Origin of the sequence: Streptosporangium album (assembly GCF_014203795.1) — a bacterium.
GTDB lineage: Bacteria > Actinomycetota > Actinomycetes > Streptosporangiales > Streptosporangiaceae > Streptosporangium > Streptosporangium album.
In genome coordinates this window covers 336,906-362,717 of record NZ_JACHJU010000005.1, presented here as the reverse complement: position 1 = coordinate 362,717, position 25,812 = coordinate 336,906, and the positions used below count along the sequence as shown (strand labels likewise).

25 protein-coding genes, 1 tRNA gene and 2 pseudogenes are annotated in these 25,812 nt (G+C 70.0%); 17 read left to right on the top strand and 11 right to left on the bottom strand.

What is annotated here, in order from left to right; all coding sequences use genetic code 11:
• Position 1: 1 nt before the first annotated feature.
• Positions 2 to 3,253 carry an efflux RND transporter permease subunit gene (locus FHR32_RS38120; RefSeq protein WP_184759318.1) on the bottom strand — a complete coding sequence of 1,084 codons (3,252 nt, stop codon included), beginning with the start codon at positions 3,251 to 3,253 and terminating at the stop codon, positions 2 to 4.
• 114 nt (positions 3,254 to 3,367) lie between these two features.
• On the opposite strand from FHR32_RS38120, the gene FHR32_RS38115 reads away from it, so the two are divergent.
• The 7 genes and pseudogenes from FHR32_RS38115 (at position 3,368) to FHR32_RS38090 (ending at position 9,933) form a co-directional block, all read left to right on the top strand.
• Entirely contained in the window at positions 3,368 to 3,841 is a 474-nt protein-coding gene (locus tag FHR32_RS38115) for a MarR family winged helix-turn-helix transcriptional regulator (protein ID WP_184759317.1), read from the top strand.
• A 19-nt stretch (positions 3,842 to 3,860) separates the two neighbouring features.
• The gene (locus FHR32_RS38110) at positions 3,861 to 4,634 is read left to right on the top strand and encodes an SDR family NAD(P)-dependent oxidoreductase (RefSeq protein WP_184759316.1); all 774 of its coding nucleotides are present in this window, start codon (positions 3,861 to 3,863) and stop codon (positions 4,632 to 4,634) included.
• 47 nt (positions 4,635 to 4,681) lie between these two features.
• Positions 4,682 to 5,842, top strand: a complete 1,161-nt coding sequence (locus FHR32_RS38105) for an MFS transporter (RefSeq protein ID WP_184759315.1) — start codon at positions 4,682 to 4,684, stop codon at positions 5,840 to 5,842.
• A gap of 658 nt (positions 5,843 to 6,500) precedes the next feature.
• The gene (locus FHR32_RS45415; protein WP_246468412.1) at positions 6,501 to 6,941 is read left to right on the top strand and encodes a hypothetical protein; all 441 of its coding nucleotides are present in this window, start codon (positions 6,501 to 6,503) and stop codon (positions 6,939 to 6,941) included.
• Positions 6,884 to 7,966, top strand: a complete 1,083-nt coding sequence (locus FHR32_RS45410; protein WP_246468411.1) for a hypothetical protein — start codon at positions 6,884 to 6,886, stop codon at positions 7,964 to 7,966. Before FHR32_RS45415 ends, FHR32_RS45410 begins: the two co-directional genes overlap by 58 nt.
• Before the next feature lie 71 nt (positions 7,967 to 8,037).
• Positions 8,038 to 8,529 (top strand): molybdopterin-binding protein, encoded by a 492-nt coding sequence (locus FHR32_RS38095; RefSeq protein WP_184759314.1) that lies wholly within the window; start codon positions 8,038 to 8,040, stop codon positions 8,527 to 8,529.
• Positions 8,530 to 8,594: 65 nt separating this feature from the next.
• Positions 8,595 to 9,933 (top strand): annotated as a pseudogene (locus FHR32_RS38090) (transposase).
• 162 nt (positions 9,934 to 10,095) lie between these two features.
• Here FHR32_RS38090 and FHR32_RS38085 read toward each other — a convergent pair.
• Entirely contained in the window at positions 10,096 to 10,560 is a 465-nt protein-coding gene (locus FHR32_RS38085) for a MarR family winged helix-turn-helix transcriptional regulator (protein ID WP_184759313.1), read from the bottom strand.
• Between the two features lie 187 nt (positions 10,561 to 10,747).
• Here FHR32_RS38085 and FHR32_RS38080 point away from each other — a divergent pair, with 187 nt between their 5' ends.
• Positions 10,748 to 11,395: a nitroreductase family protein gene (locus tag FHR32_RS38080; protein WP_184759312.1), complete on the top strand. Its 648-nt coding sequence runs from the start codon at positions 10,748 to 10,750 to the stop codon at positions 11,393 to 11,395.
• A gap of 145 nt (positions 11,396 to 11,540) precedes the next feature.
• On the top strand, positions 11,541 to 12,350 hold the full coding sequence (locus FHR32_RS38075; RefSeq protein ID WP_184759311.1) for an NAD(P)H-binding protein: 810 nt from the start codon (positions 11,541 to 11,543) through the stop codon (positions 12,348 to 12,350).
• A gap of 1 nt (position 12,351) precedes the next feature.
• Here the strand turns inward: FHR32_RS38075 and FHR32_RS38070 are convergent.
• Both FHR32_RS38070 and FHR32_RS38065 read right to left on the bottom strand, forming a co-directional pair.
• Positions 12,352 to 12,423: transfer RNA gene (locus FHR32_RS38070), tRNA-Cys, on the bottom strand.
• Positions 12,424 to 12,437: 14 nt separating this feature from the next.
• The gene (locus FHR32_RS38065) at positions 12,438 to 12,680 is read right to left on the bottom strand and encodes a DUF4180 domain-containing protein (protein ID WP_221466780.1); all 243 of its coding nucleotides are present in this window, start codon (positions 12,678 to 12,680) and stop codon (positions 12,438 to 12,440) included.
• 227 nt (positions 12,681 to 12,907) lie between these two features.
• On the opposite strand from FHR32_RS38065, the gene FHR32_RS38060 reads away from it, so the two are divergent.
• From FHR32_RS38060 to FHR32_RS38045, 4 genes are all read left to right on the top strand, one after another.
• Positions 12,908 to 13,318: a VOC family protein gene (locus FHR32_RS38060; protein ID WP_184759310.1), complete on the top strand. Its 411-nt coding sequence runs from the start codon at positions 12,908 to 12,910 to the stop codon at positions 13,316 to 13,318.
• A gap of 117 nt (positions 13,319 to 13,435) precedes the next feature.
• Positions 13,436 to 14,035, top strand: coding sequence for a DUF1349 domain-containing protein (locus FHR32_RS38055; protein ID WP_312882893.1), 600 nt, complete (start codon positions 13,436 to 13,438; stop codon positions 14,033 to 14,035).
• Between the two features lie 124 nt (positions 14,036 to 14,159).
• Positions 14,160 to 15,167, top strand: a complete 1,008-nt coding sequence (gene bla, locus FHR32_RS38050) for a class A beta-lactamase (RefSeq protein ID WP_184759308.1) — start codon at positions 14,160 to 14,162, stop codon at positions 15,165 to 15,167.
• Positions 15,168 to 15,185: 18 nt separating this feature from the next.
• Positions 15,186 to 15,410 carry a hypothetical protein gene (locus FHR32_RS38045; protein ID WP_184759307.1) on the top strand — a complete coding sequence of 75 codons (225 nt, stop codon included), beginning with the start codon at positions 15,186 to 15,188 and terminating at the stop codon, positions 15,408 to 15,410.
• Positions 15,411 to 15,442: 32 nt separating this feature from the next.
• Here FHR32_RS38045 and FHR32_RS38040 read toward each other — a convergent pair whose 3' ends face one another.
• The 3 genes and pseudogenes from FHR32_RS38040 to FHR32_RS38030 form a co-directional block, all read right to left on the bottom strand.
• The gene (locus tag FHR32_RS38040) at positions 15,443 to 16,522 is read right to left on the bottom strand and encodes an RNA-guided endonuclease InsQ/TnpB family protein (protein ID WP_184759306.1); all 1,080 of its coding nucleotides are present in this window, start codon (positions 16,520 to 16,522) and stop codon (positions 15,443 to 15,445) included.
• Positions 16,509 to 16,685 (bottom strand): annotated as a pseudogene (locus tag FHR32_RS38035) (IS200/IS605 family transposase); the annotation flags it as partial. The pseudogene FHR32_RS38035 and the gene FHR32_RS38040, both read right to left, overlap by 14 nt.
• A gap of 195 nt (positions 16,686 to 16,880) precedes the next feature.
• Positions 16,881 to 17,891 (bottom strand): helix-turn-helix transcriptional regulator, encoded by a 1,011-nt coding sequence (locus FHR32_RS38030; protein ID WP_184759305.1) that lies wholly within the window; start codon positions 17,889 to 17,891, stop codon positions 16,881 to 16,883.
• Positions 17,892 to 17,948: 57 nt separating this feature from the next.
• Here FHR32_RS38030 and FHR32_RS38025 point away from each other — a divergent pair, with 57 nt between their 5' ends.
• Positions 17,949 to 18,707: a DeoR/GlpR family DNA-binding transcription regulator gene (locus tag FHR32_RS38025; RefSeq protein ID WP_184759304.1), complete on the top strand. Its 759-nt coding sequence runs from the start codon at positions 17,949 to 17,951 to the stop codon at positions 18,705 to 18,707.
• 15 nt (positions 18,708 to 18,722) lie between these two features.
• Positions 18,723 to 19,904 carry an MFS transporter gene (locus FHR32_RS38020; RefSeq protein ID WP_184759303.1) on the top strand — a complete coding sequence of 394 codons (1,182 nt, stop codon included), beginning with the start codon at positions 18,723 to 18,725 and terminating at the stop codon, positions 19,902 to 19,904.
• Positions 19,905 to 19,916: 12 nt separating this feature from the next.
• Here the strand turns inward: FHR32_RS38020 and FHR32_RS38015 are convergent, their stop codons facing one another.
• Entirely contained in the window at positions 19,917 to 20,681 is a 765-nt protein-coding gene (locus tag FHR32_RS38015; protein WP_184759302.1) for a TSUP family transporter, read from the bottom strand.
• Between the two features lie 119 nt (positions 20,682 to 20,800).
• Here FHR32_RS38015 and FHR32_RS38010 point away from each other — a divergent pair, with 119 nt between their 5' ends.
• Positions 20,801 to 22,039 (top strand): sensor histidine kinase, encoded by a 1,239-nt coding sequence (locus FHR32_RS38010; RefSeq protein WP_312882892.1) that lies wholly within the window; start codon positions 20,801 to 20,803, stop codon positions 22,037 to 22,039.
• Between the two features lie 109 nt (positions 22,040 to 22,148).
• Here FHR32_RS38010 and FHR32_RS38005 read toward each other — a convergent pair whose 3' ends face one another.
• Entirely contained in the window at positions 22,149 to 22,670 is a 522-nt protein-coding gene (locus FHR32_RS38005; protein ID WP_184759301.1) for a response regulator transcription factor, read from the bottom strand.
• Complete coding sequence (locus FHR32_RS38000; protein WP_312882891.1) at positions 22,667 to 23,299, bottom strand: sensor histidine kinase; 633 nt, start codon at positions 23,297 to 23,299, stop codon at positions 22,667 to 22,669. The genes FHR32_RS38005 and FHR32_RS38000 overlap by 4 nt, the downstream gene beginning before the upstream one ends.
• 195 nt (positions 23,300 to 23,494) lie before the next feature.
• Here FHR32_RS38000 and FHR32_RS37995 point away from each other — a divergent pair, with 195 nt between their 5' ends.
• Positions 23,495 to 24,463 carry a DUF418 domain-containing protein gene (locus FHR32_RS37995; RefSeq protein WP_184759300.1) on the top strand — a complete coding sequence of 323 codons (969 nt, stop codon included), beginning with the start codon at positions 23,495 to 23,497 and terminating at the stop codon, positions 24,461 to 24,463.
• Between the two features lie 181 nt (positions 24,464 to 24,644).
• Here FHR32_RS37995 and FHR32_RS37990 read toward each other — a convergent pair whose 3' ends face one another.
• Positions 24,645 to 25,655, bottom strand: coding sequence for a hypothetical protein (locus tag FHR32_RS37990; RefSeq protein ID WP_184759299.1), 1,011 nt, complete (start codon positions 25,653 to 25,655; stop codon positions 24,645 to 24,647).
• Positions 25,656 to 25,812: the final 157 nt, after the last annotated feature.

Below are 25,812 nucleotides of genomic sequence, written 5' to 3'. Positions count from 1 at the left end.
ACTACCGGGCAGAGGCCGGCTCGCCGTCTCCGGCGCCCTTCACCTCGGCCTCGTGCTTACCGGCCTTGGGCCCCCGCCGCCACCGCTCCTTGGTCCGCTCCACCATCACATACAGCGTCGGCACCAGCACCAGCGTCAGCAGCGTCGACGACAGCAGACCGCCGATCACCACGATGGCCAGCGGCTGGGAGATGAACCCGCCCGACCCCGTCAGGCCCAACGCCATCGGGATCAACGCGAAGATCGTCGCCACCGCGGTCATCAGGATCGGCCGCAACCGGCGACGGCCCCCCTCGATCACCGCCTCCACCACACCCAGCCCCTGCTCCCGGTACTGGTTGATCAGATCGATCAGCACGATGGCGTTGGTCACCACGATGCCGATCAGCATCAGCATGCCGATCAGCGCCGGAACTCCCAGCGGGGTCCCGGTGGCCAGCAGCAGCCCGATCGCGCCGGTCGCCGCGAACGGCACCGACACCAGCAACACCAGCGGCTGCACGAAACTACGGAACGCCGCCACCATGATCATAAAGACGATCGCGATGGCCGCCAGCATCGCCAGCCCCAGCTGGCCGAACGCCTCGCTCTGGTCGGCGCTCACGCCACCCACGGTGAACCTCGCCCCCGCCGGCAGCGACACCCCATCCAGCTTGGCCGTCAGCGCCGTGGTGACACTGCCCAGGTCACTACCCGTGGCCGTACCCGACACCGTCGCACTGCGCTCCCCGTCGATCCGGGTCACCTGCGTCGGCCCCTCCACCTTCGCCACCTTCGCCACCTGCGACAGCTTGACCTGCCCCACGGCCGTCGCCAGCTCCAGCTCGCCGATCGCCTTCAGATCCTTCGGCGCCTCGTCGGCCCGCAGAATCAGGTCACTGGCCCGCCCGTCCAGCGTGACCTGGCCCAAAGGCGCGCCGCGGAAACGCTGCGCGACCACCTGGCCGATCTGCGCCTCCGTCAGGCCCTTGGCCGCCGCCTTCTCCCGGTCCACCCGGACCTCGATACGCGGCGCGCTGGCCTGCAGGTTGGACGACACGTCCCGCAGCCCGCCCAGCTCCGCCATCGCGGCGCGCACCGCCTCCGAGGCGGTCCGCAGCGCCGCGGTGTCCGGCGCCTGCACGATCACCTGAAGCTGGTTGGTCGAACCACCGCCCGGACCGCCCTGCGCACCGCCGATGGTGACCTCACCGACATCGCTCAGCTCCTTGAGCCGCGCACGCAGCGCGTCCTCCACCACGGCCGCCTCGGCGCTCTCCGCGACCGTCACCGAATAGGAGGCGTGATCACCGCCGCCACCCGTGGCCCCCATGAAGCCGCCCCCGGAGCCCACGTTGACCTGGTAGGACTCCACGTCCTTCAGCGACCCCAACACCTCCTCCACCTTCTTGGCCGCCGCATCCGTGGTGGCCAGATCAGTGCCGGGGGGCATCTTCTGACTCAAGGAGAGCGTGTTCTGACCCGAGGAGTCCAGGAAATTGGTGTCCAGCCGCCCGGCCAGCCCCATCGTCCCCACGAAGATCACAACTCCGACCACGACGGTGACCAGCCGCCGCCTGGTCGCGAACCGCAGCACCGGCAGGTAGGCGCGCTGCAGCGGGCTGCGCAGCTCCTTGGCCTCGGCCTTCTCCCGCGCCGCGCGCGCCTGCTCGGCGCTCAGCACCGGCGCCTTCAAAAACCAGTAGGCCAGCACCGGGATCACGGTCAGCGACACCAGCAACGAAGCCAGCAACGCCACCGTCACCGTGATCGCGAACGGCGCGAACAACTGCCCCACCATGCCGCCGACCACCGCGATCGGCAAGAACACCGCCACCGTCGTCAACGTCGAGGCCGTCACCGCCCCGCTCACCTCACGCACACCCGCGAGCACCGCATCACGCTTGGCCTCGCCGTACTCCAGGTGCCGCTTGACGTTCTCCAGCACCACGATGGAGTCATCCACCACGCGCCCGACCGCGATGGTCAGCGCCCCCAGCGTCAGCAGGTTGAGCGAGTAGTCGCCCACCCACAGTGCGATCAACGCGATGACCACCGACAGCGGGATGGACATCGCCGTCACCAGCGTCGAACGCACCGACAGCAAGAAGATCAAAATGACCAGCACCGCGAACGCCAGACCCAGCAGACCCTCGGTCGTCAGATCCTCGATCGAGCGCTCCACATACGGCGCCTGGTCGAACACGACCGTCACCTCGGAGGCGTCGCCGATCGCCCGGACCAGCTCCGGCAGCTTCTGACGCACCGCATGAGAGATCGCCACCGCGTTGCCGTCCGGCGTCATCGTCACCGACACCCCCAGGCTCGGCTCGCCGTTGGTGCGCGTCAGCGACGTGCTGTCGGCCAGTGACCGCTCGACATCGGCGACGTCGGCCAGCCTGACCGGCTTGGGCGCCGCCACAGGACGCTGCGCCCGCTGGGCCTGCTGCTGGGCCTGAGCGGCGCTCTGCCCCACCCCCGGCCGCCCCTGCTGCGCCTGCTGCGGCATCTGCTGCTGTGCCTGCGCCGAAACGGCGGGAGCCAGATAGAGGTTCTTCAGATCGTCGATCGAAGCGATCCGGGTGCCCACCTGAACCGTCAGCGACGCCTTGTCCTGCACCAGGCTGCCCGCCGGAACGGACTGACCGTTGGCACGCAGCGCGTCAGCCACCGCGGTCGGCGCCAACCCCCGCGCGGCGAGCTTCTTGACATCCGGAGTGATCACCACGGTCTCGGCCCGGGTGCCGGTCACCGTGGCCTCACGGACACCTTCGACACCCTGCAGCTCCGGAACCACGATCCGCTGCAGCTTGTCGGCCATGGCCCGCTCGTCGTCACCGGACTCCACCGCCAGCACCAGCACCGGAATGTCGTCGGTGCCGCCGGCCAGAACCTGCGGATCCACCCCGTCAGGCAGCTGCGCGTCGATCCGCGCCACCGCCTGCTGCATCTTCGCGACCGCCGCGTCGATGTCGGTGCCGTACTCGAACGCCACCTGAACCTGCGACATCCCCTCCCGGGAGGTGGAGGTCACCTCGGTGACACCCTCCAGGCCCTGGAAGCTGTCCTCGATCGGCTTGGTGACCTGATCCTCCACGATCTCGGGGGAGGCACCCTGATAAGGGGCAACCACAAACGCGCCCGGGAACGAAAGCGAAGGCAGCAGCTGCTGCTTCAACGACGGGATCGCGAAGGCGCCGAACGCGCTCAACACGACCGCGATCATTATGACAAGGCTGCGGTTGGCAAGGCTCAACCTGGCCAAGGCGGTCATGGGGGCGGACTCCTAGGGGGACGTCACAATAAGTTTGGCCAACACTAACACTTTGCCTCGCACGAATATTTAACGGCGCCGTGCAATCCTGATAACCTTCTCAGGAAGCGAGAGGTGAGTGTGGACAACGAACGCGACCGGCTGCTCCGCCAGCTCGGCGAAATCCAGCGCGACCTGGGACGGCTCTTCGCCCAGAACCGTCCCTCCTCCCCCCTGTTCGACTCCAACCTCACCATGCGGCAACTCAAGGTCGTCACGCTCCTGTCCTTCCAGGACTCCGCCTCCGGACAAGAGCTCGCCCACCACCTCGGAGTCGGCCTCGGCACCGTCACCGGCATCGTCGACCGCCTCGTCGGCCACGGCCTCGTCACCCGCCGCGAAGACCCCCACGACCGCCGCATCCGCCGCGTCGAGCTCAGCCCCGCCGGCCTCGCCCTCACCGAACAGATCGCCGACGCCGGCCTCGCCAACTTCCGCTGCCTCCTACAGCTCCTCGACACCCCCACCCTCCACGACCTCTCCACCGTCATGGGCAAGATCCAGGCCGCCGCCCACACCCTGACCACCGAAAAGATCACCCAAACATAGGATGATAGGTTCCCTCGGTATGACCGCATACCTCGAGGACCTCTTCTCCCTCACCGGCCGCGTCGCCCTCATCACCGGCGGCAGCTCCGGCATCGGCCACACCATCGCCGAAGCCCTCGGCCGCGCCGGCGCCGCCGTCATCCTCGTCGCCCGCCGCCCCGCACAACTCGACCAAGCAGCCACCCGCCTCCGCGACCACGGCATCACCACCGCCACCATCAGCGCCGACCTCACCGACCCCGCCGACATCACCCGCATCTGCCGGCAAGCAGCCACCTTCCACGGCGACATCGACATCCTCGTCAACGACGCCGCCAACAACATCCGCCGCCCCATGAGCGACCTCACCACCGACGACTACCAACAGACCATGGCCGTCAACATCACCGCCCCCTACCTCCTCGGCCAGCACTACGGCCCCCGCATGGCCAGCCGCGGCTGGGGCCGCATCATCAACATCGGCTCCCAGCAATCCATCAGCGCCTTCGGCGACAGCGGCGCCTACGGCATCTCCAAAGCCGCCATCACCGGCCTGACCCGCTCCCAGGCCGAAGCCTGGTCCCGCCACGGCGTCTGCGCCAACACCATCATCCCCGGCTTCGTCCTCACCCCCCTCACCGAACCCGCCCAAGCCATCCCCGGCCGCACCGAAGCCCTCGCCGCCCGCTCCATGACCGGCCGCAACGGCACCCCCGCCGACTTCGCCGGCACCGCCGTCCTCCTCGCCGGCCAAGCCGGCGCCTACATCACCGGCCAGGCCATCTGCGTCGACGGAGGCTTCTCCGTCCACTAACCCCCATGATTGAATAACGCCCCTGAACCCAAACCCCAGGGACCCCCATGAACAACCACACGACCCGGCAGGCCACCAACGCCCGCCGCGCCGTGTCCTTCTTCTTCATCCTGCTCGGCACCGTCTCCGGCGCCTGGGCCGCCCGCATCCCCGCCGTCAAACACGACCTCGGCCTCAGCGACGGACAGCTCAGCTACGGCCTCCTCGCCGTCGCCCTCGGCCTCGTCACCGGCATGCGCTTCGCCGGACGCCTCACCGACCGCCTCGGCAGCGCCCGCGTCGTCACCCCCGCCGCCGTCGCCACCGCCCTCGCCGTCATCCCCCCCGGCTACGCCCCCACCCTCCCCCTCCTCATCACCGCCCTCTTCCTGTACGGCCTCATCAACGCCTCCCTCGACGTCTCCATGAACGCCCACGGCGTCGAGGTCGAACGCGCCTACGGCCGCCCCATCATGTCCTCCTTCCACGGCATGTTCAGCATCGGCGGCCTCCTCGGCGCCGCCATCGGCGGCCTGTTCGCCTGGCTCGACCTCAGCGCCGGCACCACCCTCGCCGCCACCGGCATCTCCCTCGCCCTCATCTCCCTCTACGCCAGACGCCACCTCCTGCCCCCCGCCACCCCCACCACACAGGCCACCACCCCCACCCGCGCCCGCTGGTCCGGCTGGATCGTCCTGATGGGCATCGTCGCCTTCGCCGGACTCGTCGGCGAAGGCGCAGCCGTCGACTGGACCGCCGTCTACCTCTTCGACAGCCTCAACGCCTCCCAAGGTGTCGCCGCCGCCGGCTTCGCCGTCTTCTCCACCGCCATGACCATCGGCCGCTTCGCCGGAGACCACCTCGCGCTCCGGCTCGGACCCGTCCGCCTGGTCCGCTACTCCGGCATCCTCGCCTCCGCCGGCCTGATCACCGCCCTGCTCATCGGACAGATCCCCATCGCCATCGCCGGCTTCGCCCTGTTCGGCCTCGGCCTGGCCACCATCGTCCCCCAAGTCTTCTCCGCCGCCGGAAACCACGACCCCGCCCAGGCCGGACAGGCCATCGCCCAGGTCGCCACCGTCGGCTACGCCGGACTCGTCGCCGGACCCGCCATCATCGGCGGCGCCGCCGAGATCATCACCCTTCCCGGCGCCCTGGTCATCCCCGCCCTGCTGGCCGCCTTCATGGCCGCCTCAGCCGGCGCCCTCCGCCCTCAGCCGGCCTCCTGACCTCCACCCAGGCGACCGGACCTCACCGCCGAGCGAACCGTGCGCCAGAACCCGACGGGCGCCCGTTCTCGACGGGTACACGCTCGTGCACCACCACGCGGCTCACCCCGGTATCGCCGCCTCCTTCGCCTCTCCGTGTTCCCGGTCCTCCTCGGCGAATGGTTTTGATTCTCCGAGGTGATTTTGAAAAAACCGATCCACTTTACAATGTAGATCAATACCGCTGGAGCAGACCCCGACCGAGGGCGACGGCCCGGCCCGGCCCGCCTGGATGATGAGGGCGACCTGGTGATCTCCCCGCTGTCGGTGGAGGACATCCCGGCCGCTGCGGGTGCGCGACACCCTGTTCTGAGTCCGGAGTGGGCAAGCTCGGCAACATGAGTGAGTCTCCGGTAGACGCCAGGTGTCCGGGCGTGGGCCGTCACGCTCTCCGCCCGGACAGGAGGTCCGACACGGGTGTGTCGGTGTCGGCGAGCCGTCGGGGGCTGGCGGGGTGCGCGGCGGCGACGAGGGTGCGGAGATGTTCGGCGGTGCCCCGGTTGTCGGCCCAGGAATCCTGAAGCTCCGGCGAGCCGCAAGGTAGCGGTGAGGTAGGTCTCGGCTTCGAGGCGTAGTCGTCACAGGTTGGGCATACCTGGCGGTAATGAGTCGGCCGCCCTTGATCGTGGTCCCTGTTCATCTCCGCAAGGCACGCGGGACACGGCCGGCGAGCGAGGCCGACGAGGTGTGCCCGCTGGAGACCGACCGCGGCCGACTGGCCGACGCGGTCCGGCAACGGTGCCGCAGCGAGAGCGTCGAGCCGCCGACCGAGGGCCAGTTGGAACGCGTGGTGGCCTCGGCGGTGCGCCGGTTCGAGGAGGCCTTCGCCGACGGTGTGGTGGAGTTGTTGATCGGGTTGATTCAGCGGATCAACGCCCGCACGGAGCGGCGGGTGGAGAAGGAGCTGATCGGCGAGCTGGCGCATGTGCCGGGCAAGCGGGGGATCTTGGGGCGGATGGTGAACGCGGCCCTGGATCGGCCGGAGGGCACTTCAGGCAGGTGGTGTATCCGGCGGTTCCAGGCGGGGAGAAGACGCTGCGGACGCTGGCCAAGGAGCTGATGGCCACCGAGCGGGTCATCGCCGAGCGGGTGCGCTACCGGTTGCGCGGCTCCTACTCCCACCACTACCGGCGGATGCTGGCCCCGCTGTTGTCCGCCTTGGAGTTCAAGTGCAACAACACGGCCTACCGCCCGGTCATGGACGCGATCGACCTGCTGGCCCGCTACACCGCCGTCGGCCGGACCGGCCGGGACTCCGGCGGCCCGGCGGCGCTGCCGGAGGTCGATCCTGCAGACCGGTTCTACGCGCCCACCGAGCACGTGCCGATCGAGGGCGTGGTCCCGAAGGCGTGGACCGAGTCCATCGCCGACCCCGACACCGCTCCACGAATCTGGATCACCCCGCCCAGCTATGTCGTGACGACCGTCGACGAACTCGCCGAGGCCATCGCCACAGCCATCACCCCCTACGAGCAGGTCCCCCCCACCAGCGGCAGTGATCAAGTTCTGGCTGAAGCGGTAGCCGGTCAGGCCATCACCCGGACTGGCCGCGAGTTCTCCGCGCACAACGCGCGATCTCAGGGGTGTTCTTCACAGCCGCTCCCCGATCGGCCGGCGACCGTCCCAGGTGCGGACGACCTTCCCTATCCTGCTCCCCGCTTCGCTGCCCACCCCGCCCGAGGCCCGGGTCAGCCGTCAGCGGCGCCTGCGGTCGAGTCCCTCACGGCGCCTCACCCTGTCGGCGGCCACGGGGACTTGACCGCAGACAAGCGACGGCTACGCTTTCCAGCCCGGCCGGGGCGCACACGCTCACTCATGCGATGGCGGGCACACGTGCTTCCTCCAGGGCCCGCACGAGCCCACCGCAACCGGAACCCCTGGGAGCAGCACCCCATGACGTCCATCATCGAGGCGCTCCTGGCCCGCCATGACGCCCCGCGCACTCGGACGATCGACGACCGCATGTTCACCTGCGAATGCGAATGCGAATGCGAATGCGAATGCGAATGCGAATGCGAGGAGAATTCCAGAAAAGCTCTCGTGTCTGCCATATTTTTGTGGCCTAAACCTCGCGTATGCGTGTGACTGGGGCATGGAGCGGGAATGCTGCGGTAAAGGTTCATGCCCGTGACCTGATCAAGGGCGAGGGAGGGCTGATGCGGCCCACGTCGATCGACGTCCCCGATCGTGTCTCCGCCGATGGGCGGCTGCGTCTGTCGGGCGACCTGTGCCTTCCGGGGCTGTTGAGCATGGCGGACCTGCGGGCCTTGCCGCAGCGGACGGTGGAGGTCGGCTTCGCCTGTCGCACGTCGGGAATGCGTCACCACCGGTTCGCCGGTCCGCTGCTGGTGGATGTGGCCCGCGCGGCCGGGCCGGTCTTCGACGCGTCCGAGCGCAAGGACAGGCTGCGGTTTTTGGTGTCGGTGCTGGGGCGCGACGGCCACCACGCGGTGTTGTCGTGGGGGGAGATCGACCCGGAGTTCGGCGATGTCCCGGTGCTGGTGGGCGTCCAGATGGACGGCGACGACCTCGACGCGCGCGGGCCACACCTGGTGGTGCCCGGGGATCGGTGCGGGGGGCGGCACATCAGCGAGGTCGTCGAGATCCGCGTCTGCGCGGACGCGCGCCTGTGGAGCCGAAACCTCTAGAAACGCACTGAAGATGTTGGGGTCTGGCTTCGCCTCGAAATGGTGGCGGGGTCAGACTGGTTGTTATGCAAGGTGAGTGGGTTGGAGAGCCGGTCGGGCCGGATGTGTGGGCCATCTGCCGGAAGCTGATCCCCGATGGCAGCGTGTTCGCGTTCTTGGCCGAGCATCGCGAGGCGTTGTTTCCGGCCGCGATGTTCACCGACATGTATCCCTCCCCGAACGGGCGGCCGAGCATGCCGCCGCAGGTGCCGGCCGCGGCGGTGGTGTTGCAGACGCTGTATGGGGTCTCGGACTTCGACGCGGTCCAGGAGTTGCGCTACGACCTGCGGTGGAAGGCCGCCTGCGGGCTGGGCTTGTACGACGCCGCACCGGTCGCCGCCACCCAGTGCACCGCCTGCGACTACAGCGATGCGGGCAAGCCGCGCATCGCCTAAAACGACGAGCAGGCCCGCGCCGGCCTGGTGGACGCGCTGGTGACCGATGCGATCGCTCTGCCGGCGAATCTGCCGGAGCAGGCGCTCGGGGACAAGGCCGCAGGCGCCCTCGGCCTGCTCGCCCTGGTCGCCTACCAGGATGTGGAGCCGGCCGAGGGCTCCGACGGCACCGATGGGCGCTGGCGCACCGCCCCCGACCGGATGATCTCATGCGTCGATCCCGAATCCCGGCATGCACAAGACCCGCACCCACCGCCAGGACGGCTTCAAGGCGCACCTGGCCATCGAGCCCGAGACCGGCCTGTTCACCGCTGTCACCCTGCGGCCCGGATCCGGGCCGGCCCACCACGAGGCCGCCGTCGCCGCCGACCTGCTGACCGGCGAGCAGGCACCGGTGCAACTGTTCGCCGATACCGCCTACGACACCGGCGACGCGCGGCACCGCCTGCATCAGGCCGGACACCGGCTGGTGATCAAGCCCGCCCCGCTGCGACCGGCCATCCCCGGCGGGTTCACCCTGGACGACTTCGCCATCGACACCACCGCCGGCACCGTGACCTGCCCCGCGCAACACACCGTCGCGTTGTCGCCTCCCAGCGGGCAGCATCATCAGCGCAAGGCCTTCTTCGGTGACAGGTGCGCGTGCTGCCCGCTGCGTGAGCGATGCACCACGGCCAAGGCCGGCCGCATCCTGACCATCCGCCCGCACCACGACCTGATGGCCGCCGCCCGCCGTCAGGCCGTCACCGATGCGGCCTGGCGAGCCGACTACCGGCGCTGGCGGCCACCGGTCGAACGCGGCGTCGCCTGGATCGTGGCCCGCGGCAACCGCCGCCTGCGCTACATCGGCGCCATCAAGAACGACGCCTGGCTCCACACCCGCGCCGCCGCCCTCAACCTCCGCACCCTGATCAGCCTCGGACTGACCCGCACCAACGGCACCTGGGTGATCAGCCCTTCCAGCGCATAGCGATGAGGGGCATCCCGGCCCCGAGACACCCCTCCACCAGCAAGATTTTCAGCGGCTTTCCAGAGCACGCACCCGCACGGGCAAGACGAATCGCGCGGTTCGGCTGGTGGTCGGTCCGCCTACAAGGCGGTCCATCCTTCTGTGTCCACCGATGGACACCGTTCAGAGACCGAGGCCCAGAAGTCTGCCGAGGAGCCCCGCGAGTTGGTCACGCTCCTCGTGGGTGAGGTTCTGGAAGGTGTCGTCGAGGAATCCCGGGACTGACGCCTCAGCCTCAAGGAGCCGTTGGCGGCCGGAGTCGGTGACGGTGACGGCGTAGGAGCGCCTGTCACGAGGATTGCGTTCCCGGCGTGCGTAGCCCGCCCGTTCCAGATCGTCACAGACGCCGACCATGACGCTGCGATCAATGCGCAATTCCTCGCTGAGCGTCTGCTGGGAGCAGGGGCCGACGGCGGCGAGCATTTTCAGCACCAGATGCTGGCCGATACCGAGCCCGTGTCCGCCGACGTGGGCGTCGGCGGCGCGCGCGACGGAAGCCGAAGCCCGGCACAACGCGATGTCCAGCCGTTCGGCCGCAAGCTGCGGAAAATAGGTCGGCTTGGCACGGTCGACGGTCCTGGACGACATCGATCCCCTCTTCTCTCGGCAGAGCCAGCCTACACCAACCATCTCAAAATCAATTGTTTGACAGAAGATGATTGGGAGTCATACGGCCAAAACCATCTGTTCGCAGATTGTCTGATATCAGATGGAGAGTGGTCGCGGTGCGCCCCACTCCCGACACCGAACCCGTCCCGGCCTCAAGGAACCCGTCATGACCCTGGACCTGCCCCCCGACGAACTGCTGTCCACCACACGCGCGGTGCGCAGGCGTCTCGACCTCACCCGCCCCGTCCCGCGCGAGCTCATCGAAGAGTGCGTGGGCCTGGCGACCCAGGCACCGACCGGCCGCAACCGGCAGCGCTGGCACTTCCTGGTCGTCACCGACCAGGCCCGGCGACTGGCCGTGGCCGACATCTTCCGCCGCGCACTGGCCACCGGCGGTGGACGGCCGCCGAACGGGCGCGACCTGCACCGCATGTACGCCCACCCCGGCTCCATGGAACGGATCTCCCAGGGCCTGCAGCACCTCTACGACAACATCCACCGCGTCCCCGCGTTCGTCATCCCCGCAGTGGAGGGTCGCACCGACCGGGCATCCGTGCTCGACCAGTCCATGACCTGGGGATCGATCCTGCCTGCGGTGTGGAACTTCATGCTCGCCGCCCGCGCCCGTGGGCTGGGCACCGTCTGGACGACGGCACAGGGCCCGCTGGAACGCGAACTGGCCACGGTGTTGGGCGTGCCGTACGAGGAGGTCATGCTCGCCGCGTTCATCCCCCTGGCCTTCACCATCGGGACCGACTTCAAGCCCGCCCACCGGATCCCCCGCGAGGAGGTCCTGCACTGGGAGAGGTGGTAGGGCCTCAGGCCACCCGCTCCTGGCGCGAGACACAGACGGTCACGTCAGCGCCGGGGGCCGCCGCCTCAGGAGGAAAAACCATTTCCCGCGGCGCCCGTCGCCCGGATAGGTTCGGTCGCCTCCCGCACGACCACCGGAGTTCCACATGATCGTTGTTTCCGCCGCTTCCGGCACGCTCGGCCGCCTGGTCATCGACCGGCTGCTGACCCGGGTGCCCGCCGGTGACGTCGCCGCCGCAGTGCGCGTCCCCGGCGCCGCCGCCGACCTGAGGGCCCGCGGCGTCCAGGTGCGCCACGGCGACTACGACGACCCGGCGAGCCTGCGAGAGGCCTTCGACGACGCCAGGCGGCTACTGCTGATCTCCTCCCCCGAGCTGGACCCCGCCCGCCGCGTCTCCCACCATCAGGCCGCCGTCGACGCGGCCCGGATCGCCGGCGTCGGCGCCATCGCCTACACCAGCTTCCTGGGCGCCGGCACCGATGGCACGGGCGCCACCGAGAAGGCCATCCTCGACACCGGCCTGCCGTACACGATGCTGCGCCACCCCTACTACAGCGAGGCGTTCCTCAATCCGGGCCTGCGAGCCGCCGTCGCCTCCGGCGAGCTGACCGACGCCACCGGCGGGCGCGGTCTCAACACCGCGTCACGGGCCGACCTGGCCGAGGCCGCCGCGAACGTGCTGACCGGCGAGGGACACCTGGGCCGCGGCTACGACTTCACCGGCGCACTGTGGACCTACCCGCAGCTCGCCCGGACCCTCACCGAGGTCTGCGGCACCCCGGTGACCTACCGCGAGACACCCGACGAGGCGAGCGGCGCCCTGCGCTGGCTCAACGGTCAGGTCCGCGCCGGTGCGCTGGAGGCCCAGACCACCGACCTGCAGCGAGTGCTCCGCCGTCCCGCCACCACCCTGCACCAGGCCGTCACCGCCGCCCTCCGAATGCTTTCCGAATAAGAGGCCGTGACCGGAATCGAACCGGCATACACCGCTTTGCAGGCGGTTCCCTGGGCCACTCGGGCACACGGCCGTACAGGTAGAGGGTCAGGCGCCGTGACGCTGGATCAGGCGATCGCCGAGCTCCTCCACGCTGGACAGGAACCAGACGTGATCGCCCCTGTTCGTCTCGGATACGAAGTCCCGCAAGGCTGAACTTTCCGCCATATGTCGGGATATATCATCCATGATCACCAGGCGCAGCTGGTACGTCACGAACTTCTGCACGACGTCACCGGCGATGCGGGCGCGGAGCTGGAAGAAGGCGGTGACGTCAATCGCCGGAGGCAATTCGAGGGATTTCCGCTCGGCGCCTTTCTTTGGGCGCGCCCTCCGGGGCTTGAGGGGACCGCCGACGTCGCGGGTCTTCCAAGAGAGGTCGATGAGCCGGTCGAATCGGACTTCGCCGCCGCCCAGGGCGGATCACACCCGGTCATCCCGTCCCCGGCGTGGCACGGGCGCGGACGCGTCCGATCCCTTCAAGACGACCTGGCCACCGGGCTCCTACCGTGACGGGCATGGCATCTTCATTCAACCTGATCGGCCTCGTCGTGGCCGACATGAGCAAGTCGTTGACCTTCTACCGCCGTCTCGGGCTGGACATCCCCCCGGCGGCGGACAACGAGCCGCATGTCGAAGTGTCCCTTCCCGGTGGGCTGCGGCTCGCCTGGGACAGCACCGAAACCATCCGCTCCTTCGACCCGGAATGGGCTCCGCCCCACGGGAGTGCTCGGATCAGCCTGGCGTTCGCCTGCGACGAGCCAGCCGAGGTGGACCGGATCTATACCGACCTCGTCCAGGCCGGCTACGAGGGGCACAGGTCCCCCTGGGACGCGGTCTGGGGGCAGCGTTACGCCCTGGTGCGCGACCCGGACGGCAACGGCGTCGACCTGTTCGCGCCGCTACCGGCGGCACCAACCGCCCCCTGAGCACGGTCCAGCCCGGCCCCGTCCGCAACCCCTTCCCCTGACTCCACAGACGATCAGGGAAGGGGTATCGTGCGCGGTGGCGGGGACTGCTCTGCGATGCCAAGGAGTGCGAGAACCGTGACGGAGCCGCTCACACTGCCCGCCGTCCCGGCGCGGCTGCACTGGTTGAACCAGCCGGTGGACTGGAAGGTCACCGGTGGGGACACGCTCACCATCGACGCCGGTCCCCGGACCGACCTGTTCACCGACCCCGGCGGTCCCGACCGCTTCGCCAACGCCCCCGCTCTGGTCGGCCGGTTCGACGGCGACTTCACGCTGAGCGCGCGGATCCGGCTCGACCTGGCCTCCACCTACGACGCCGGTGTCCTGCTGCTGCACGCGGACGAGGAGCACTGGGCGAAGTTCTGCCTGGAACTCTCCCCCCAGGGCAGGCCCACGATCGTGTCGGTCGTGACCCGGGGAGTGTCCGACGACTGCAACTCCTTCCCCGCCGACGGCGAGGACATCCGGCTACGGGTCTCCCGGATCGGCACGGCCTTCGCCTTCCACGCCTCGACCGGTGACGGGTTCTGGCACCTCATCCGCTACTTCGCCCTCGACGGCGACCCGGAGGTGGGTTTCCTCGCCCAGAGCCCGCTGGGCGACGGCTGCACGGTTGTCTTCGAAGAGATCCGTCACTCTGCCGAGCGGCTGGCCGATGTCCGTAACGGTGAGTGACACCGCCCCACCCCTGTACAAAGTAAACCATGTAAGGGACTCCAGGAGGAGGAGCATCGCCGTGGGCAGCCGGCCTCATCGCGGTTCAGACCGGAGCCGCCATCGCACCCAGACCATCGACGGAATGCGACGTCTCGACGCCCACCGCTTCCCCGCGGCCCTGAAAGCCACCGGACTGGCGATCTCCATCCTGGCGGGCGGTGCCGCCTATGGTGTGAACACCGCCTCGGCCGACAGCCAGGCGATCTCACGGACCGCAGTGGCCTGGACGGGGACGGGAAGCGGGCAGGCCGCCCTCGACGGCCTGCGGTCGCCGTCTCGCGAAGCCGACGCGCGCAGGCAGTTGCGTGCGCTGGAGGCGTCCTCCGAGAGCCGTATCGGCGCGTACGCCCTCGACACGGCCACAGGAAAGACGGTCACCTACCGGTCCGGCGAGCGCTTCCCCATGCTCTCCACCTTCAAGGCGCTGGCATCCGCCGCGGTGTTGCAGAAGGCCCGCACCTCCGACCCGGGGCTGATGGACCGGGTCATCCACTGGAAGGCCAGCGAGGTGAAGGAGAACTCACCGAGGACCGAGAAGCACGTGGACGACGGGATGACCGTCGCCCAACTGTGCGAGGCGGCCATCACCTACAGCGACAACACCGCGGGCAACATGCTGCTGAAGCAGATCGGCGGGCCGTCCGGACTGACGAGGTACCTCCGCACGCTGAAGGACCCGGTCTCCCGCCTGGACCGCTGGGAGACCGAGCTCAACGACTGGAATCCCAAGGAGAAGCGGGACACCACCACCCCCGCCTCCATGGCCCACGACCTGCAGAAAGTCACGACCGGCAACGTGCTCGACGCCAGGGACAGGGCGCAGCTGAATGACTGGTTGCGTGCGAACACGACCGGCGACACGCGCATCCGCGCCGGCCTGCCCAAGACCTGGATCATCGGCGACAAGACCGGCACCTCCGCGTCCTACGGGGCCACGAACGACATCGCCGTCATCCGGACCTCCGCGTCCGCCGCACCGCTGATCATGACCATCTACACCACCCACCCGGCCGCCGACGCCCCCAACGACAACAAGGTCATCGCCGACACCGCCACCATCCTCGCCCGCGCCCTCGGCAAGCTCCGCTAAAAGGGCGCCGAAGGTTCCGTGTTCCGGCCCGCGTCAACTGACGCGGGCCGGACGCCGCGCTGGCCGCTGTGGTACGCCACGACTGGCGAGATCAGCGCACCGGGTGAGGTGCTGCACTGCGTGCCGTACTGGGGCATGACCGTCAAGGAGTTCGCCAAGGCGGTCGCGGCGAGAGGGCTGACGATCGACTCCTTCCGCGTCGCTCCCAGAAGGGAGACGCGGGAGACCGTTCCCGACTCGTGACTCCTCCGCTCCCAGAGGGGAGCGGCTTCTCGCTAAGCCGCCCACGCGGCTTCACGAAGGGCAAGCCCTGCCCGCAGGATGTTGGCGGGGTTCACCGAGATCAGCTCTCGACCGGCGCTTTCAGCCTTGTGCGACAGGATCGTCAGGAACACCCCCCAACCCGCGTCCAGGATGCTTCGGTTCAGGCCCGACTTCGCAGCCGCCCCGTTGGGCAGATACCCGCCCTCACCGTCGGGCCTGGGGGCGGCGCGCTTGGTCATGTTCGTGATGCGCAGGTCCTCGTGGACGATCACGTCGTAGGCGTCGACCAGTGCGAGCGCGGCCTTGTGGGCGCCGTCGAGGCGTTGACGGCGTACTTGCCGTGCAGCGCCGCGAGCCACCTGCTTGCGCCGTCGCGTCGAGCCGCGCTTCTTGCGCGTCAGAGTGCGCTGGGCGGTCGCGAGCCGGTCGGCCGAGGCGGCGAGGTGGCGGGGGTTGTCCAGCGGGTCGCCGTCGCTGGTGGTGACCAGCGAGGCGACGCCCAGGTCGATCCCCACCGCCGCGCCGGTCGCGGGCAAGGTTTCGGCGGGCACGTCGTCGCACGAGACGATCACATACCAGCGGGAGCCTTCTCGCTCGATGATGCTGATCGTCTTCACCCGGCCGCGCACGGGGCGGTGCTGGTGCACCCGGACGTGGCCGACGCCCTGGAGGCGGACGTAGGTGGTGGTGGGGTGTTCGGGCCGGGAGTTCCAGCGGCAGCCGTCGCCGTCCTTGGGCCACTCGACGGTGTCGAACCGCCCCTTGCCCTTGAAGCGAGGGAAGCCCGGTGTGCGCCCGGCCTTGACGCGGGCGAAGAACGCCTGAAACGCCTTGTCGAGGCGGCGCAGGGTGGCCTGCTGGGAGGAGAACGACCACCGGCCCTGCCCGTCGCCGTCCTCGGCGCGGATGTGCTTGAGGTCCGCCGACTGCTCACCGTAGCGGATGTTCACTCTCGCCTTGGCGTAGGCGGTGCGGCGGTGCTCCAACGCGGCGTTGTACAGGGCGCGGTGATCGTCCAGGCACGCGGTCAACGCGATCGCCTGCCCGACGGTGGGACGCAACAGGAACTTGTAGGACCTACGCACGGCCACCGCCCCTGGGCGCCCGCTCGTCCCGCGTCTCGATGTAACGCCGCCCCGTCTGCGCACTCACCGCGCCGGCCGTGGCCACGAAATACGAGCGTGACCACAGCGTGGGCAACGGGGAACGCAGGTGCGCGAACTCGGTGCGCAGGTGGTGGGAGGTGAAGCCCTTGAACTGGGGCTTTCGATGCGCAGGCCTGACAGGTCACTGCACGCTCGGGCCTTGACGGCCCTCCCGCTCCCGATTCCCCCGTCGCCCGAAGGCGACGGTCCCCTCGGGGGAACCTGATGGCCCAGGAACGTAACCCCCGTAACCAGGCCGAATGCGCCCCGCCATCGGACCGAAATGAAGATCAACTTTCTACCGCTAATTTCTGCACTCATCCTTCCCGGAGGCCCGCCCGCCGATTCCGTACAGCCCGGCGAGCCCGGCGACCGTGGCGGCCATCTGGTCGCGCAGCTCGGCAGGCTCCAGAACCTCGACGTCGGCGCCCAGGCGCAGCAACAGCCAGTGGGCATGCCTGACCGACTCGATCGGCAGGCGCAGCACGACCCAGCCCTGCTCGTCGGGCGGACCGGCCTCGGCCAGCGCGGCGTCGCCGATCTCGGCACCGACGGTGTAGCGCAGCATCTCCTCGATCCCGGGCGCCACGCGCACCAGGGCCTCGCCGGTGTGCATCCGCGCCCGGAAGTCGATCGCGTAACGCTCCCAGTAGGCACTCAGGTCGAAGTCGCCGGGGCGGTCGAAGTGGCCGTCGAGGAGCTCGGTGGCGACGATCCGCGACACCCGGTAGGTGCGCGGCGCTCCCCCGTCGGCGGCGGCCACCATGTACCACGCCCCGCCTTTGAGGACCAGACCGTAGGGGTGGGCCAGGCGCTCGACGTCGCGCGGGCCCCAGCGGCGGTAGGTCATGCGCAGCGGGCGCTGGTCCCACACCGCGTCGGAGACCTCTCCCAGGAAGGGCGCCTCATCGACTCCCCGATACCAGCCCGGGACGTCCAGATGGAAGCGCTCACGCATCCGGGCGGCGTGGAAGCGCGGCTCGGGGGGCAGCGCGGCGAGCAGTTTCAGCTCGGCGTTGGCGACCACCTCCCCCAGCCCGAGCTCGGCGGCGGGGCCGGGCAGTCCGGCCAGGAACAGCGAGGACGCCTCCTGCGCGGTCAGCCCGTTGAGACGGGTGCGGTAGCCGTCCAGCAGCTGGTATCCCCCGGCGGGGCCGCGATCGGCGTAGACGGGGACCCCCGCCGACGACAGGGCCTCCACGTCCCGGTAAACCGTACGGATCGAGACCTCCAGTTCCTGGGCCAGCTCGGTGGCCGTCATGCGCCCCCGGGTCTGCAGGAGCAGCAGGAGTGACAACAGACGACTTGCGCGCATGACGTCCATTGTCCCGCACGATTGCCAAAGTCACATCCATCATGTTCAAATGAACGCATGGAAAGTGCTGATCGGATCCGGGCGATCATGACCGCGCTGCGCACCAGCGACACCGTGTCGGTGACGGAGCTGGCGGTCGAGCACGCGGTGTCGGAGATGACCATCCGCCGCGACCTCGACGAGCTCGCCCAGCAGGGCGTGGTGCGGCGGGTGCGGGGCGGCGCGATGAGCCTGCTGCTGCGCGGAGAGGAGCCGCCCTTCGGAGTCCGCGAACGCGAGGCGACGGAGGCCAAGCGGCGCATCGCCGCCGAGGTCGCCTCCCTGCTCGTCGACGGCGAGGCCGTGCTGCTGGACGGCGGCACCACCAACCTGGAGATCGCCAGAGCGATCCGCGACCGCCGCCTGACCGTCGTGCCGCTCTCCCTGCAGGCCGCCCAGGAGCTGAGTACGGCCCCGCGGATCCGGCTGGTCCTCCCCGGGGGCGACGTGCGCCCCGGCGAGCTCTGCTTCACCGGCCCCCTGACCGAGAAAGCCATCCGTTCCCTGCGCTTCGACACCGCGGTCATCGGCTGCTGCGGCCTGTCGGCCGAGCACGGCATGACCGCCCACGACCTGTCCGACGTCGCCGTCAAACAGGCGGCGATCGCCTCGGCCCGCCGCGTCGTCGCCGCCACCGACTCCGGAAAGTTCACCCGCACCGCCTTCGGTGCCGTCTGCCCGCTGGACCGTCTCGACATGGTCGTCACCGACACCGCGCTTCCCCCCGCCGAACACGACGCCCTCACCGCCGCGGGCGTCATCGTCCGCGCCGTCTGACTGGAGCCCCCCCTCATGCACGTCACCACCCTCGATCGTGGTGCGCTCGTCCGCGGCCGGATCGCGGTCTGCCTGCTCTTCCTGCTGGCCGGCATGGCCATCGGCACCTGGACGGCACGGGTCCCGTCCATCAAACAAGGGCTGGAGCTGAGCGACGGCCGGCTCAGCCTCGGACTGCTCGGCATCGCCGCCGGGGCGATCACGGGCATGCAGGTGGTGGGCCGTCTGATCGACCGCTACGGCAGCGTCAAGGTGATGCTGCCCATGGCCTTCGCGCAGAGCGTGGTCCTGGTCATCCCGGCCTTCATGCCGGACCTGGTCACCCTGGCGATCGCGCTGTTCGCCTTCGGCGTGGTGCACGGTGTCCTCGACGTGGCGATGAACGCCAACGCCGTCGAGGTCGAGCAGGCCACGGGACGGCCGCTCATGTCCTCCTTCCACGCGGTGTTCAGCATCGGCGGGTTCCTCGGCGCCGCCCTCGGCGGGCTGCTCGCACACGCCGGACTCACCCCCGCGCTCACCTTCGCCATCGTGGCGGCCATCATCGCCGCGCTGGCGCTGTGGGCCTCCCGCTGGGCGCTCACCCTTACCGCGGAGCCCTCCACGGAGACCGTCACCGACGGCGCCCCCGGCACCGGAGGCTTCGACCGCGGCCTGCTGCTTCTGGGCGTGCTGGGGATCTGCTGCATGATCGGAGAAGGGGCCGCGGCGGACTGGAGTTCGGTATACCTGCGGGACAACCTCGGCAGCTCGGCCGGGTTCGCCGCGGCGGCCTACGCCGCCTTCTCCATCATGATGACCGCCGGCCGTCTCGCCGGAGACCGGCTGACCACCCTTCTGGGCCCGGTGACACTGGTGCGCGGCTGCGGCCTGCTGGCGGCCGCGGGACTCGGAGCCGCTCTGCTGATCGACCACCCGGTGGCCGGGGTCATCGGCTTCGGCTGCTTCGGCGCGGGCCTGTCGTGCATCGTCCCGCAGGTCTTCTCCGCCGCCGGACGCCGCGATCCGGCCCGCGCCGGACAGGCTCTGGCCCGGGTGGCGAGCCTGTCCTATGTGGGCTTCCTCGCCGGTCCGGTGCTGATCGGCAGCGTGGCCGCGCTTGTGGGTCTGCCACGCGCCCTGGCCATCCCTGCCTTGCTGGCGGCTTTTGTGGCAGTAGCGGCTTTCGCACTCCGACCCGCGCGCTTTACAAAGTAGATCAGTGGGTGGTCACGCGAGGAACCTGTCGTAGCCGAGCTTGGCCACCATCGCGACCACCACGCAGAGGAGTACGGCGCGCACGAACCCGGCCCCCCGGCGCAGGGCCATCCGGGCGCCGAGCTGGGCGCCGGCGATGTTGCAGAGGGCCATGGCCAGTCCGAGCAGCCACAGCACGTGCCCCTGGTAGGCGAAGACCGCCAGGGCACCCAGGTTCGTACAGGAATTGATGATCTTGGAGTGGGCCGAGCCGGCCACGAAGTCCATGCCGAGGATCATCGTGAAGGCGATGATCAGGAAGGTGCCGGTGCCCGGCCCCAGGATGCCGTCGTAGAAGGCGACCCCGGCGCCGGTGACGGCGATCGCGGCCAGGCTTCTGGCCCGGGTGCGCAGATGGGACCGGGGATGGGCACCGAAGGCCGGACGGAGGGTGACGAACAGCGCCACACCCACCAGGACGGCCATGACCAACGGAATGAGCACGTCCTTGGAGATCGCCGCCGCCGCCGACGCTCCGAGCCCGGAGAAGGCCACCGCGCCCAGCCCGGCGGGTACCGCCACCCGCCAGTCGATCTTGGTGGTGCGCGCGTAGGTCACCGCCGCCGAGGCGGTGCCGAAGATCGCGGCGAACTTGTTGGTGGCCAGCGCCTGGACGGGCGAGAGACCGGCCATGATGAGTGCGGGAAGCTGCAGCAGCCCTCCCCCGCCGACCACGGCGTCGACCCATCCCGCCCCTGCCGCCGCCACGAGCAGCAGGACGATTTCCACGATGTCCACGCCAAGCCCCCGAATCACAGTTCCGCCGGGCAGAGCGTACCGACCTCTCCCCCGCCGGAGGGAGGCGGTCCCTCCGCAGCGGGAGGGCCCCGTCCTCTCGCGCTGGAAGAATCGGGCGGGTGAGACACATCCTGGCTCCGCTGACCAGCCCGTCCACCTATCTCAGGTGGACGTGCCTGATCCTGGGCGGCGCGCTGGCCATGCCGTACATGATGGTCGGCACGGTGCTCTCGGGGCTGCTGAGACCGCCGGAGACGGCCGACTACACGCTGTTGTCCCCCCAGCCCGTCGTCTTCGCGAGCGTGCTCCCCCTGATCGCGCTGACCGGGCTGTTCCTGCCGGTGCGCGCGCTGGAGCTGACCGCCGCACGGGGCCTGCTGGGCGCCGAGATCGCCCCCTCCCCCTCCCGGCCGGGCAGGACCTGGGCCGAGCGACGCCGTACCGCCGCCTGGTTCACCCTGCACCTGGCGGTCGGCGCCGTCATGGCCGGGACGACGCTGGCGCTGGTGCCGTTCGCGGCCTGGCTGTCGCTGCTGCCCCTGCTGGGCGACCCGCTAGCGATGTTCGGCGCGACGCTGAAGGCCGGGTGGAGCAGCGTGTGGGGACCTGTGGCGGCGGTGGTGGCGCTCGTGCTGCTCGTCTACGCGGCGGCGGGCGCCGGAGCGCTGCTGGCACGGCTGGCGCCGGCGTTGCTCGGACCCGCACCGGCCGACCGGCTGGCGGCGCTGGAGGAGCGGGCCCGGCACCTGGCCACCCGTAACCGGCTCGCCCGGGAACTGCACGACTCGGTCGGGCACGCACTCAATGTGGTGATCATCCAGGCCGGCGCGGCCGGCCGGGTGCTCGACCGGGATCCGCAGGCCGCACGTGCCGCGCTGTCGGCGATCGAGGAGTCGGCGCGGTCGGCCCTGGAAGACCTGGACCACGTGCTCGGCGTGCTGCGCGAGGAGGAGAGCGACGGCCGCGCCCCGGCCAGGACCCTGGCCGACCTGCCCGAGCTGATCCGTTCCACCGGCGCCACCACCGAGATCACCGGCGAGCTGGTCACGCTGCCCGCGCTGGTGTCACGGGAGGCTTACCGGATCGTCCAGGAGGCACTGACCAACGCCATCCGGCACGGCTCCGGACCGGTCCGGCTGACGGCGGCCGTACACGATGACCACCTGGAGGTGCGGGTGCGTAACCGGATCCGGCGGCGGGCAGGGCGGACCGGCGGCCGCGGGGTGACGGGGATGCGGGAGCGGGTGACGCTGCTGGGCGGACAGCTGGAGACCGGGCCGGTGGACTCCGAGTGGCAGGTGACGGCGCGGCTCCCGCTGCACGGCGGGCGAGAACCCACCCAGGAAAGCGTTGGATGACCAGCCGGCCCCGCGGGCGGCCGGGCCGGTAAACCGCGCCGGCAAGCGGCCGCTCGCGCCGTCCTGGCTTCCACTGCTGCCCCTGCTCCGGGCGGCGTCCTCGCCGGCGCTATGCGGTCCCCACGATTCGGTTCTCCCAGGCCCAGCCGGCGATCTCAACCCGGTTGCGCACCCCGAGCTTGGCTTGGATGCCGGGAATGTGGCCCTTGACGGTGCTCAGCGAGATGAACAACTCGTCGGCGATCTCCTGGTTGGTGCGGCCTCTGGCGATGGCCCGGACGGCCTCGACGAGCAGGACGGGGCCGGCGTCTTTCAGGACGAATCCGACCGCCCCGCCGCGCAGCGTGCCGCAGACGTACTCGTCGAGGTCGAAGGTGGTGACCACGATCACCCGGAGCGGGTCGGGGACGCCGGGGCCGGCCAGGACGCGGGTGACCTCGACGCCGTCGAGGCGGGGCATCTGGATGTCCACGAGGCACACGTCCGGGCGCAGCCTCCGGGCCAAGGCGACCGCCTCGGCGCCGTCCGAAGCCTCGGCGACCACGCTGATGTCGGGCTGGTCCTCGAGGATGATCCGCAGACTGGCGCGGATCATCGCCTGGTCGTCGGCCAGCAGCACCCTGATGGTCATCGGCGCTTCCGCGCAGGGACGGGCAGGGTGGCGAGCACGGGCCAGCCGGCCCCGCGGCGCGGGCCGGCGCACAGCGTGCCGCCGAGGGCCTCGAGGCGTTCGCGCATCCCGACCAGGCCGTAGCCGCCGCGGTGATGGTGGTACCGGGCCGGGACCGGCGGGGCGTCGTCGACGACCTCGACGGTGACAGACTCCCGATCTTGAGCGACGCTGACCGTGACCGAGCGGGCGTGCGGGGCATGGCGGGAGATGTTGGTCAGCGACTCCTGGACGACCCGGTAGACGGTACTGGTCACTTCGGGCGGCCACACCGATCCGTCGGCAGGCAACCGCAGGCGCACCGCGGGGCCGTGGCCGTGGAAGCGTTTGACCAGTTCGCTGAGCTGTTCGGGTCCGGGCATGGCGGGGACCGCGTCGTCGGCGTCGCGCAGCAGGCCGACGACGCGGCGCGTTGCGGCCAGCGCGTCGGAGCCGGTGGCCTCTATGCCCGCGAGGGAGCCTTCCACCTTCTCCGGGTGCTTGCGGGCGACGAGTTGGGCCGCCTGAGCCTGGAGCACGATGCTGGTGATGTGGTGGGCGACGACGTCGTGCAGTTCCCTGGCCAGTTTCAGGCGCTCGTCGCGGCGCACCTTCTCGGCGATGGCCCGACGTCGGCCGCGATCCCGGTCAGCCCGGCCAGCCCCTCCCGAACATTCACACCGTTCAGGCTAGGAGATCTCTACCGCGCGCCGAACCGGCCAAAAGTACCGTCGCCAAACGGTGCAACCCTGCTTTCGACCGGTGCCCGGCTCCTAGCCGGGTTCGCAGGATGAGGCCCATGCCACATGAAGATCTTCCCTCCGGTGCTGAAACCCGAGGGCCTGACGAAGCGTTCCGGCAGCCGCCAGGCTCTGACGGACTGCCCTATGCACATCCCGCAGGGCCGGGTCATCGGCCTGATCGACCCCATGGGGCTGCTCGTCGAGCAGCGCTTCTTCCCGATCTTCTCCCTGTTGTTCGGCATCGGGTTCTCGCTGCTGCTGAGCTCCGCCGCGGACCGCACCGCTCGCCCGCGGCTGCTCCTGCTACGCCGGCTTCTGGCGCTGCTCGCGATCGGCCTGGCGCACCACGTGCTGCTGTGGCAGGGCGACATCCTGACCATCTACGCCATCGTCGGCCTGCTGGTGCTGCTGCCCTCGACCTGGCTGCCGCGGTGGGCCGTGGCCGGCCTCGCCGCCGCGCTCATCCCGACATCGTTGATCTTCGCCGGCGGCTTCTTCGCGGTAGTCCCCGGGCTGTTCCTGCTGGGCTCGGCACTGACCCGGTACGGGGTGATCGACCTGATCGAGCGCTCCACCCGAGTGCCGGCCGTACTGGGCCTGGTGCTCGCGGCGGTGGCGGCGCCCGTCCTGTGGTGGCAGGCCGGGTCGCAGAGCGGCGACCCGGACTTCAGCCTCTCGTTCGCCGTGGCCGGATTGCTGCTCGCGGGCGTGTACATATGCGCCCTGCTGATCCTGCTCAGGACGCCGCTCCGACCGGCGCTGCAGGCCGTCTTCGCACCGCTGGGCCAGATGGCACTGACCAACTACCTGACCGCCACAATCCTCGTTCTGGCGATCAGCCACGTGATCGGCGGCCTGCCGCAGAACTGGTCCCTGACGACGGTGTTCCTGATCGCCGCCGCCATCCTCACCATCCAGTGGCTGTTCTCCGCCCTCTGGCTGCGCCGATACCGCCAAGGCCCCCTCGAGTGGCTCTGGCGCTGGGCCACCTGGGCCCACCGCCCACCGCCCACCCCTACGCCGCACCCCTGACCAAGCAGAGCGGCTCGGCGAAGTCCTCGTACGTGCCGCGCCACAGCCTGACAACCCCGGAAAGGGAAATGCCTGATCCGGCATCGCCGTGCTCCGGCGTCCGGCGACCGATCCCGCTTATCGCATCAGCTCACTGTTCGTCAACGGCGGTGGGCCCAGTGCGCAGATCGACGGCCGCCGACTACTCCTGGGCGCCGGCCTCGAACGGATCCCAGCTGTGGGCGTAGCGCAGGAGGGATCCGGCGAGGCCGGCGTGGCCGGCGGCCCATACGTCGTCGAACAGGAACCACTGCTGGTGACCGAAGAAGTCGTTCATATGGATCGACATCTGGGCCAGGTGACGGGAGTGACGCACCAGGGTCCTGCCCGGGTCGCGGCCCTGCTCGAGCTCGGCGGTCTCCAGCACCCGCATGGAGTCGTCGTGGAGGGAGTGGTGATCGCCGAGGAAGGACTGCTCCGTGTCCGGCCACCCGTTGCAGCGGTTCAGCGCCTGGCCGATCTCGTCGTCGGCCGGGGCCGTCAGCGCGCGGAGCACCAGCAGCTCCCGGGGCCAGCCGCCCACGCGGGGTTCGAGCGCGCGCAGGTGGGCGGCCAGCTCCGGCAGCCGAACTCCGGGAAAGGACCGCGGAACCAGCCCGCCGATGCTCTCGCTGTCGCAGAACGTCAGCAGGACCGCGTAGGTGACGCCCTCTCCCCCGGGCCGGGCCGGTGCGAGCTCCTCGACCGGGACCGGCGGGACGAACGGGCCGGGCACCGCTTCATCGGCCTTCTCGGGCAGTGGCCAGCCGTCGTAGGCCAGGTAGGCGAGGCGATCCGTGTGCGTCTCCATGAGGGAGTCGTCGAGGAAGAAGTAGGCGAGCTCGACCTCGTCGTCGTCGGTCAGCACCCGCACGCTCAGCTCGTCCGCCCGCACCTCGCCCTCGACGTACAGATGCCGCCGCAGGAGATCGCGCAGCTCCTGCCAGGTGCCCGGGGCCGCGAGCGCGTCCCGGCGGGCGGCCTCGAAGATCGAGCCGAACCCGTAGACCGGCCCGCCGAGCTCGGCGGTGATCCACATCTCGGTGTCGTGGCCCTCCTCCACCACGGCGGCCCAGCCGCGGCGGAACCAGTCGAGCACCGTGGCGTCGGGAAGACGGCGGACCCGCTTGCTGAGCGGGCCCTCGTAGTGGCTGCGGTAGACGAAGAGGGTCATGCCGCCAACATCGCACAGGCCTCCGACAGTCCCCGGCCGATGCCACCGGACCACCGTGCTCTCGTGCTGCCGCCGGGCCGCGCGTCGTGAGTCCGCCGGCCGTCTTACGGCCTCAGCCCGCGCATCCGAGGTACTCCTCTCGGCGCCGGAGCATGGC

Bases quoted from the DNA above. Each gene is read 5' to 3' on its own strand.
- FHR32_RS38120 (WP_184759318.1), bottom strand. From the start codon at position 3,253: ATGACCGCCTTGGCCAGGTTGAGCCTTGCCAACCGCAGCCTTGTCATA.
- FHR32_RS38110 (WP_184759316.1), top strand. From the start codon at position 3,861: ATGACCGCATACCTCGAGGACCTCTTCTCCCTCACCGGCCGCGTCGCC.
- FHR32_RS38105 (WP_184759315.1), top strand. From the start codon at position 4,682: ATGAACAACCACACGACCCGGCAGGCCACCAACGCCCGCCGCGCCGTG.
- FHR32_RS38095 (WP_184759314.1), top strand. From the start codon at position 8,038: ATGCGGCCCACGTCGATCGACGTCCCCGATCGTGTCTCCGCCGATGGG.
- FHR32_RS38085 (WP_184759313.1), bottom strand. From the start codon at position 10,560: ATGTCGTCCAGGACCGTCGACCGTGCCAAGCCGACCTATTTTCCGCAG.
- FHR32_RS38080 (WP_184759312.1), top strand. From the start codon at position 10,748: ATGACCCTGGACCTGCCCCCCGACGAACTGCTGTCCACCACACGCGCG.
- FHR32_RS38075 (WP_184759311.1), top strand. From the start codon at position 11,541: ATGATCGTTGTTTCCGCCGCTTCCGGCACGCTCGGCCGCCTGGTCATC.
- FHR32_RS38060 (WP_184759310.1), top strand. From the start codon at position 12,908: ATGGCATCTTCATTCAACCTGATCGGCCTCGTCGTGGCCGACATGAGC.
- bla (WP_184759308.1), top strand. From the start codon at position 14,160: ATGCGACGTCTCGACGCCCACCGCTTCCCCGCGGCCCTGAAAGCCACC.
- FHR32_RS38030 (WP_184759305.1), bottom strand. From the start codon at position 17,891: ATGCGCGCAAGTCGTCTGTTGTCACTCCTGCTGCTCCTGCAGACCCGG.
- FHR32_RS38025 (WP_184759304.1), top strand. From the start codon at position 17,949: ATGGAAAGTGCTGATCGGATCCGGGCGATCATGACCGCGCTGCGCACC.
- FHR32_RS38020 (WP_184759303.1), top strand. From the start codon at position 18,723: ATGCACGTCACCACCCTCGATCGTGGTGCGCTCGTCCGCGGCCGGATC.
- FHR32_RS38005 (WP_184759301.1), bottom strand. From the start codon at position 22,670: ATGACCATCAGGGTGCTGCTGGCCGACGACCAGGCGATGATCCGCGCC.
- FHR32_RS37995 (WP_184759300.1), top strand. From the start codon at position 23,495: ATGAAGATCTTCCCTCCGGTGCTGAAACCCGAGGGCCTGACGAAGCGT.
- FHR32_RS37990 (WP_184759299.1), bottom strand. From the start codon at position 25,655: ATGACCCTCTTCGTCTACCGCAGCCACTACGAGGGCCCGCTCAGCAAG.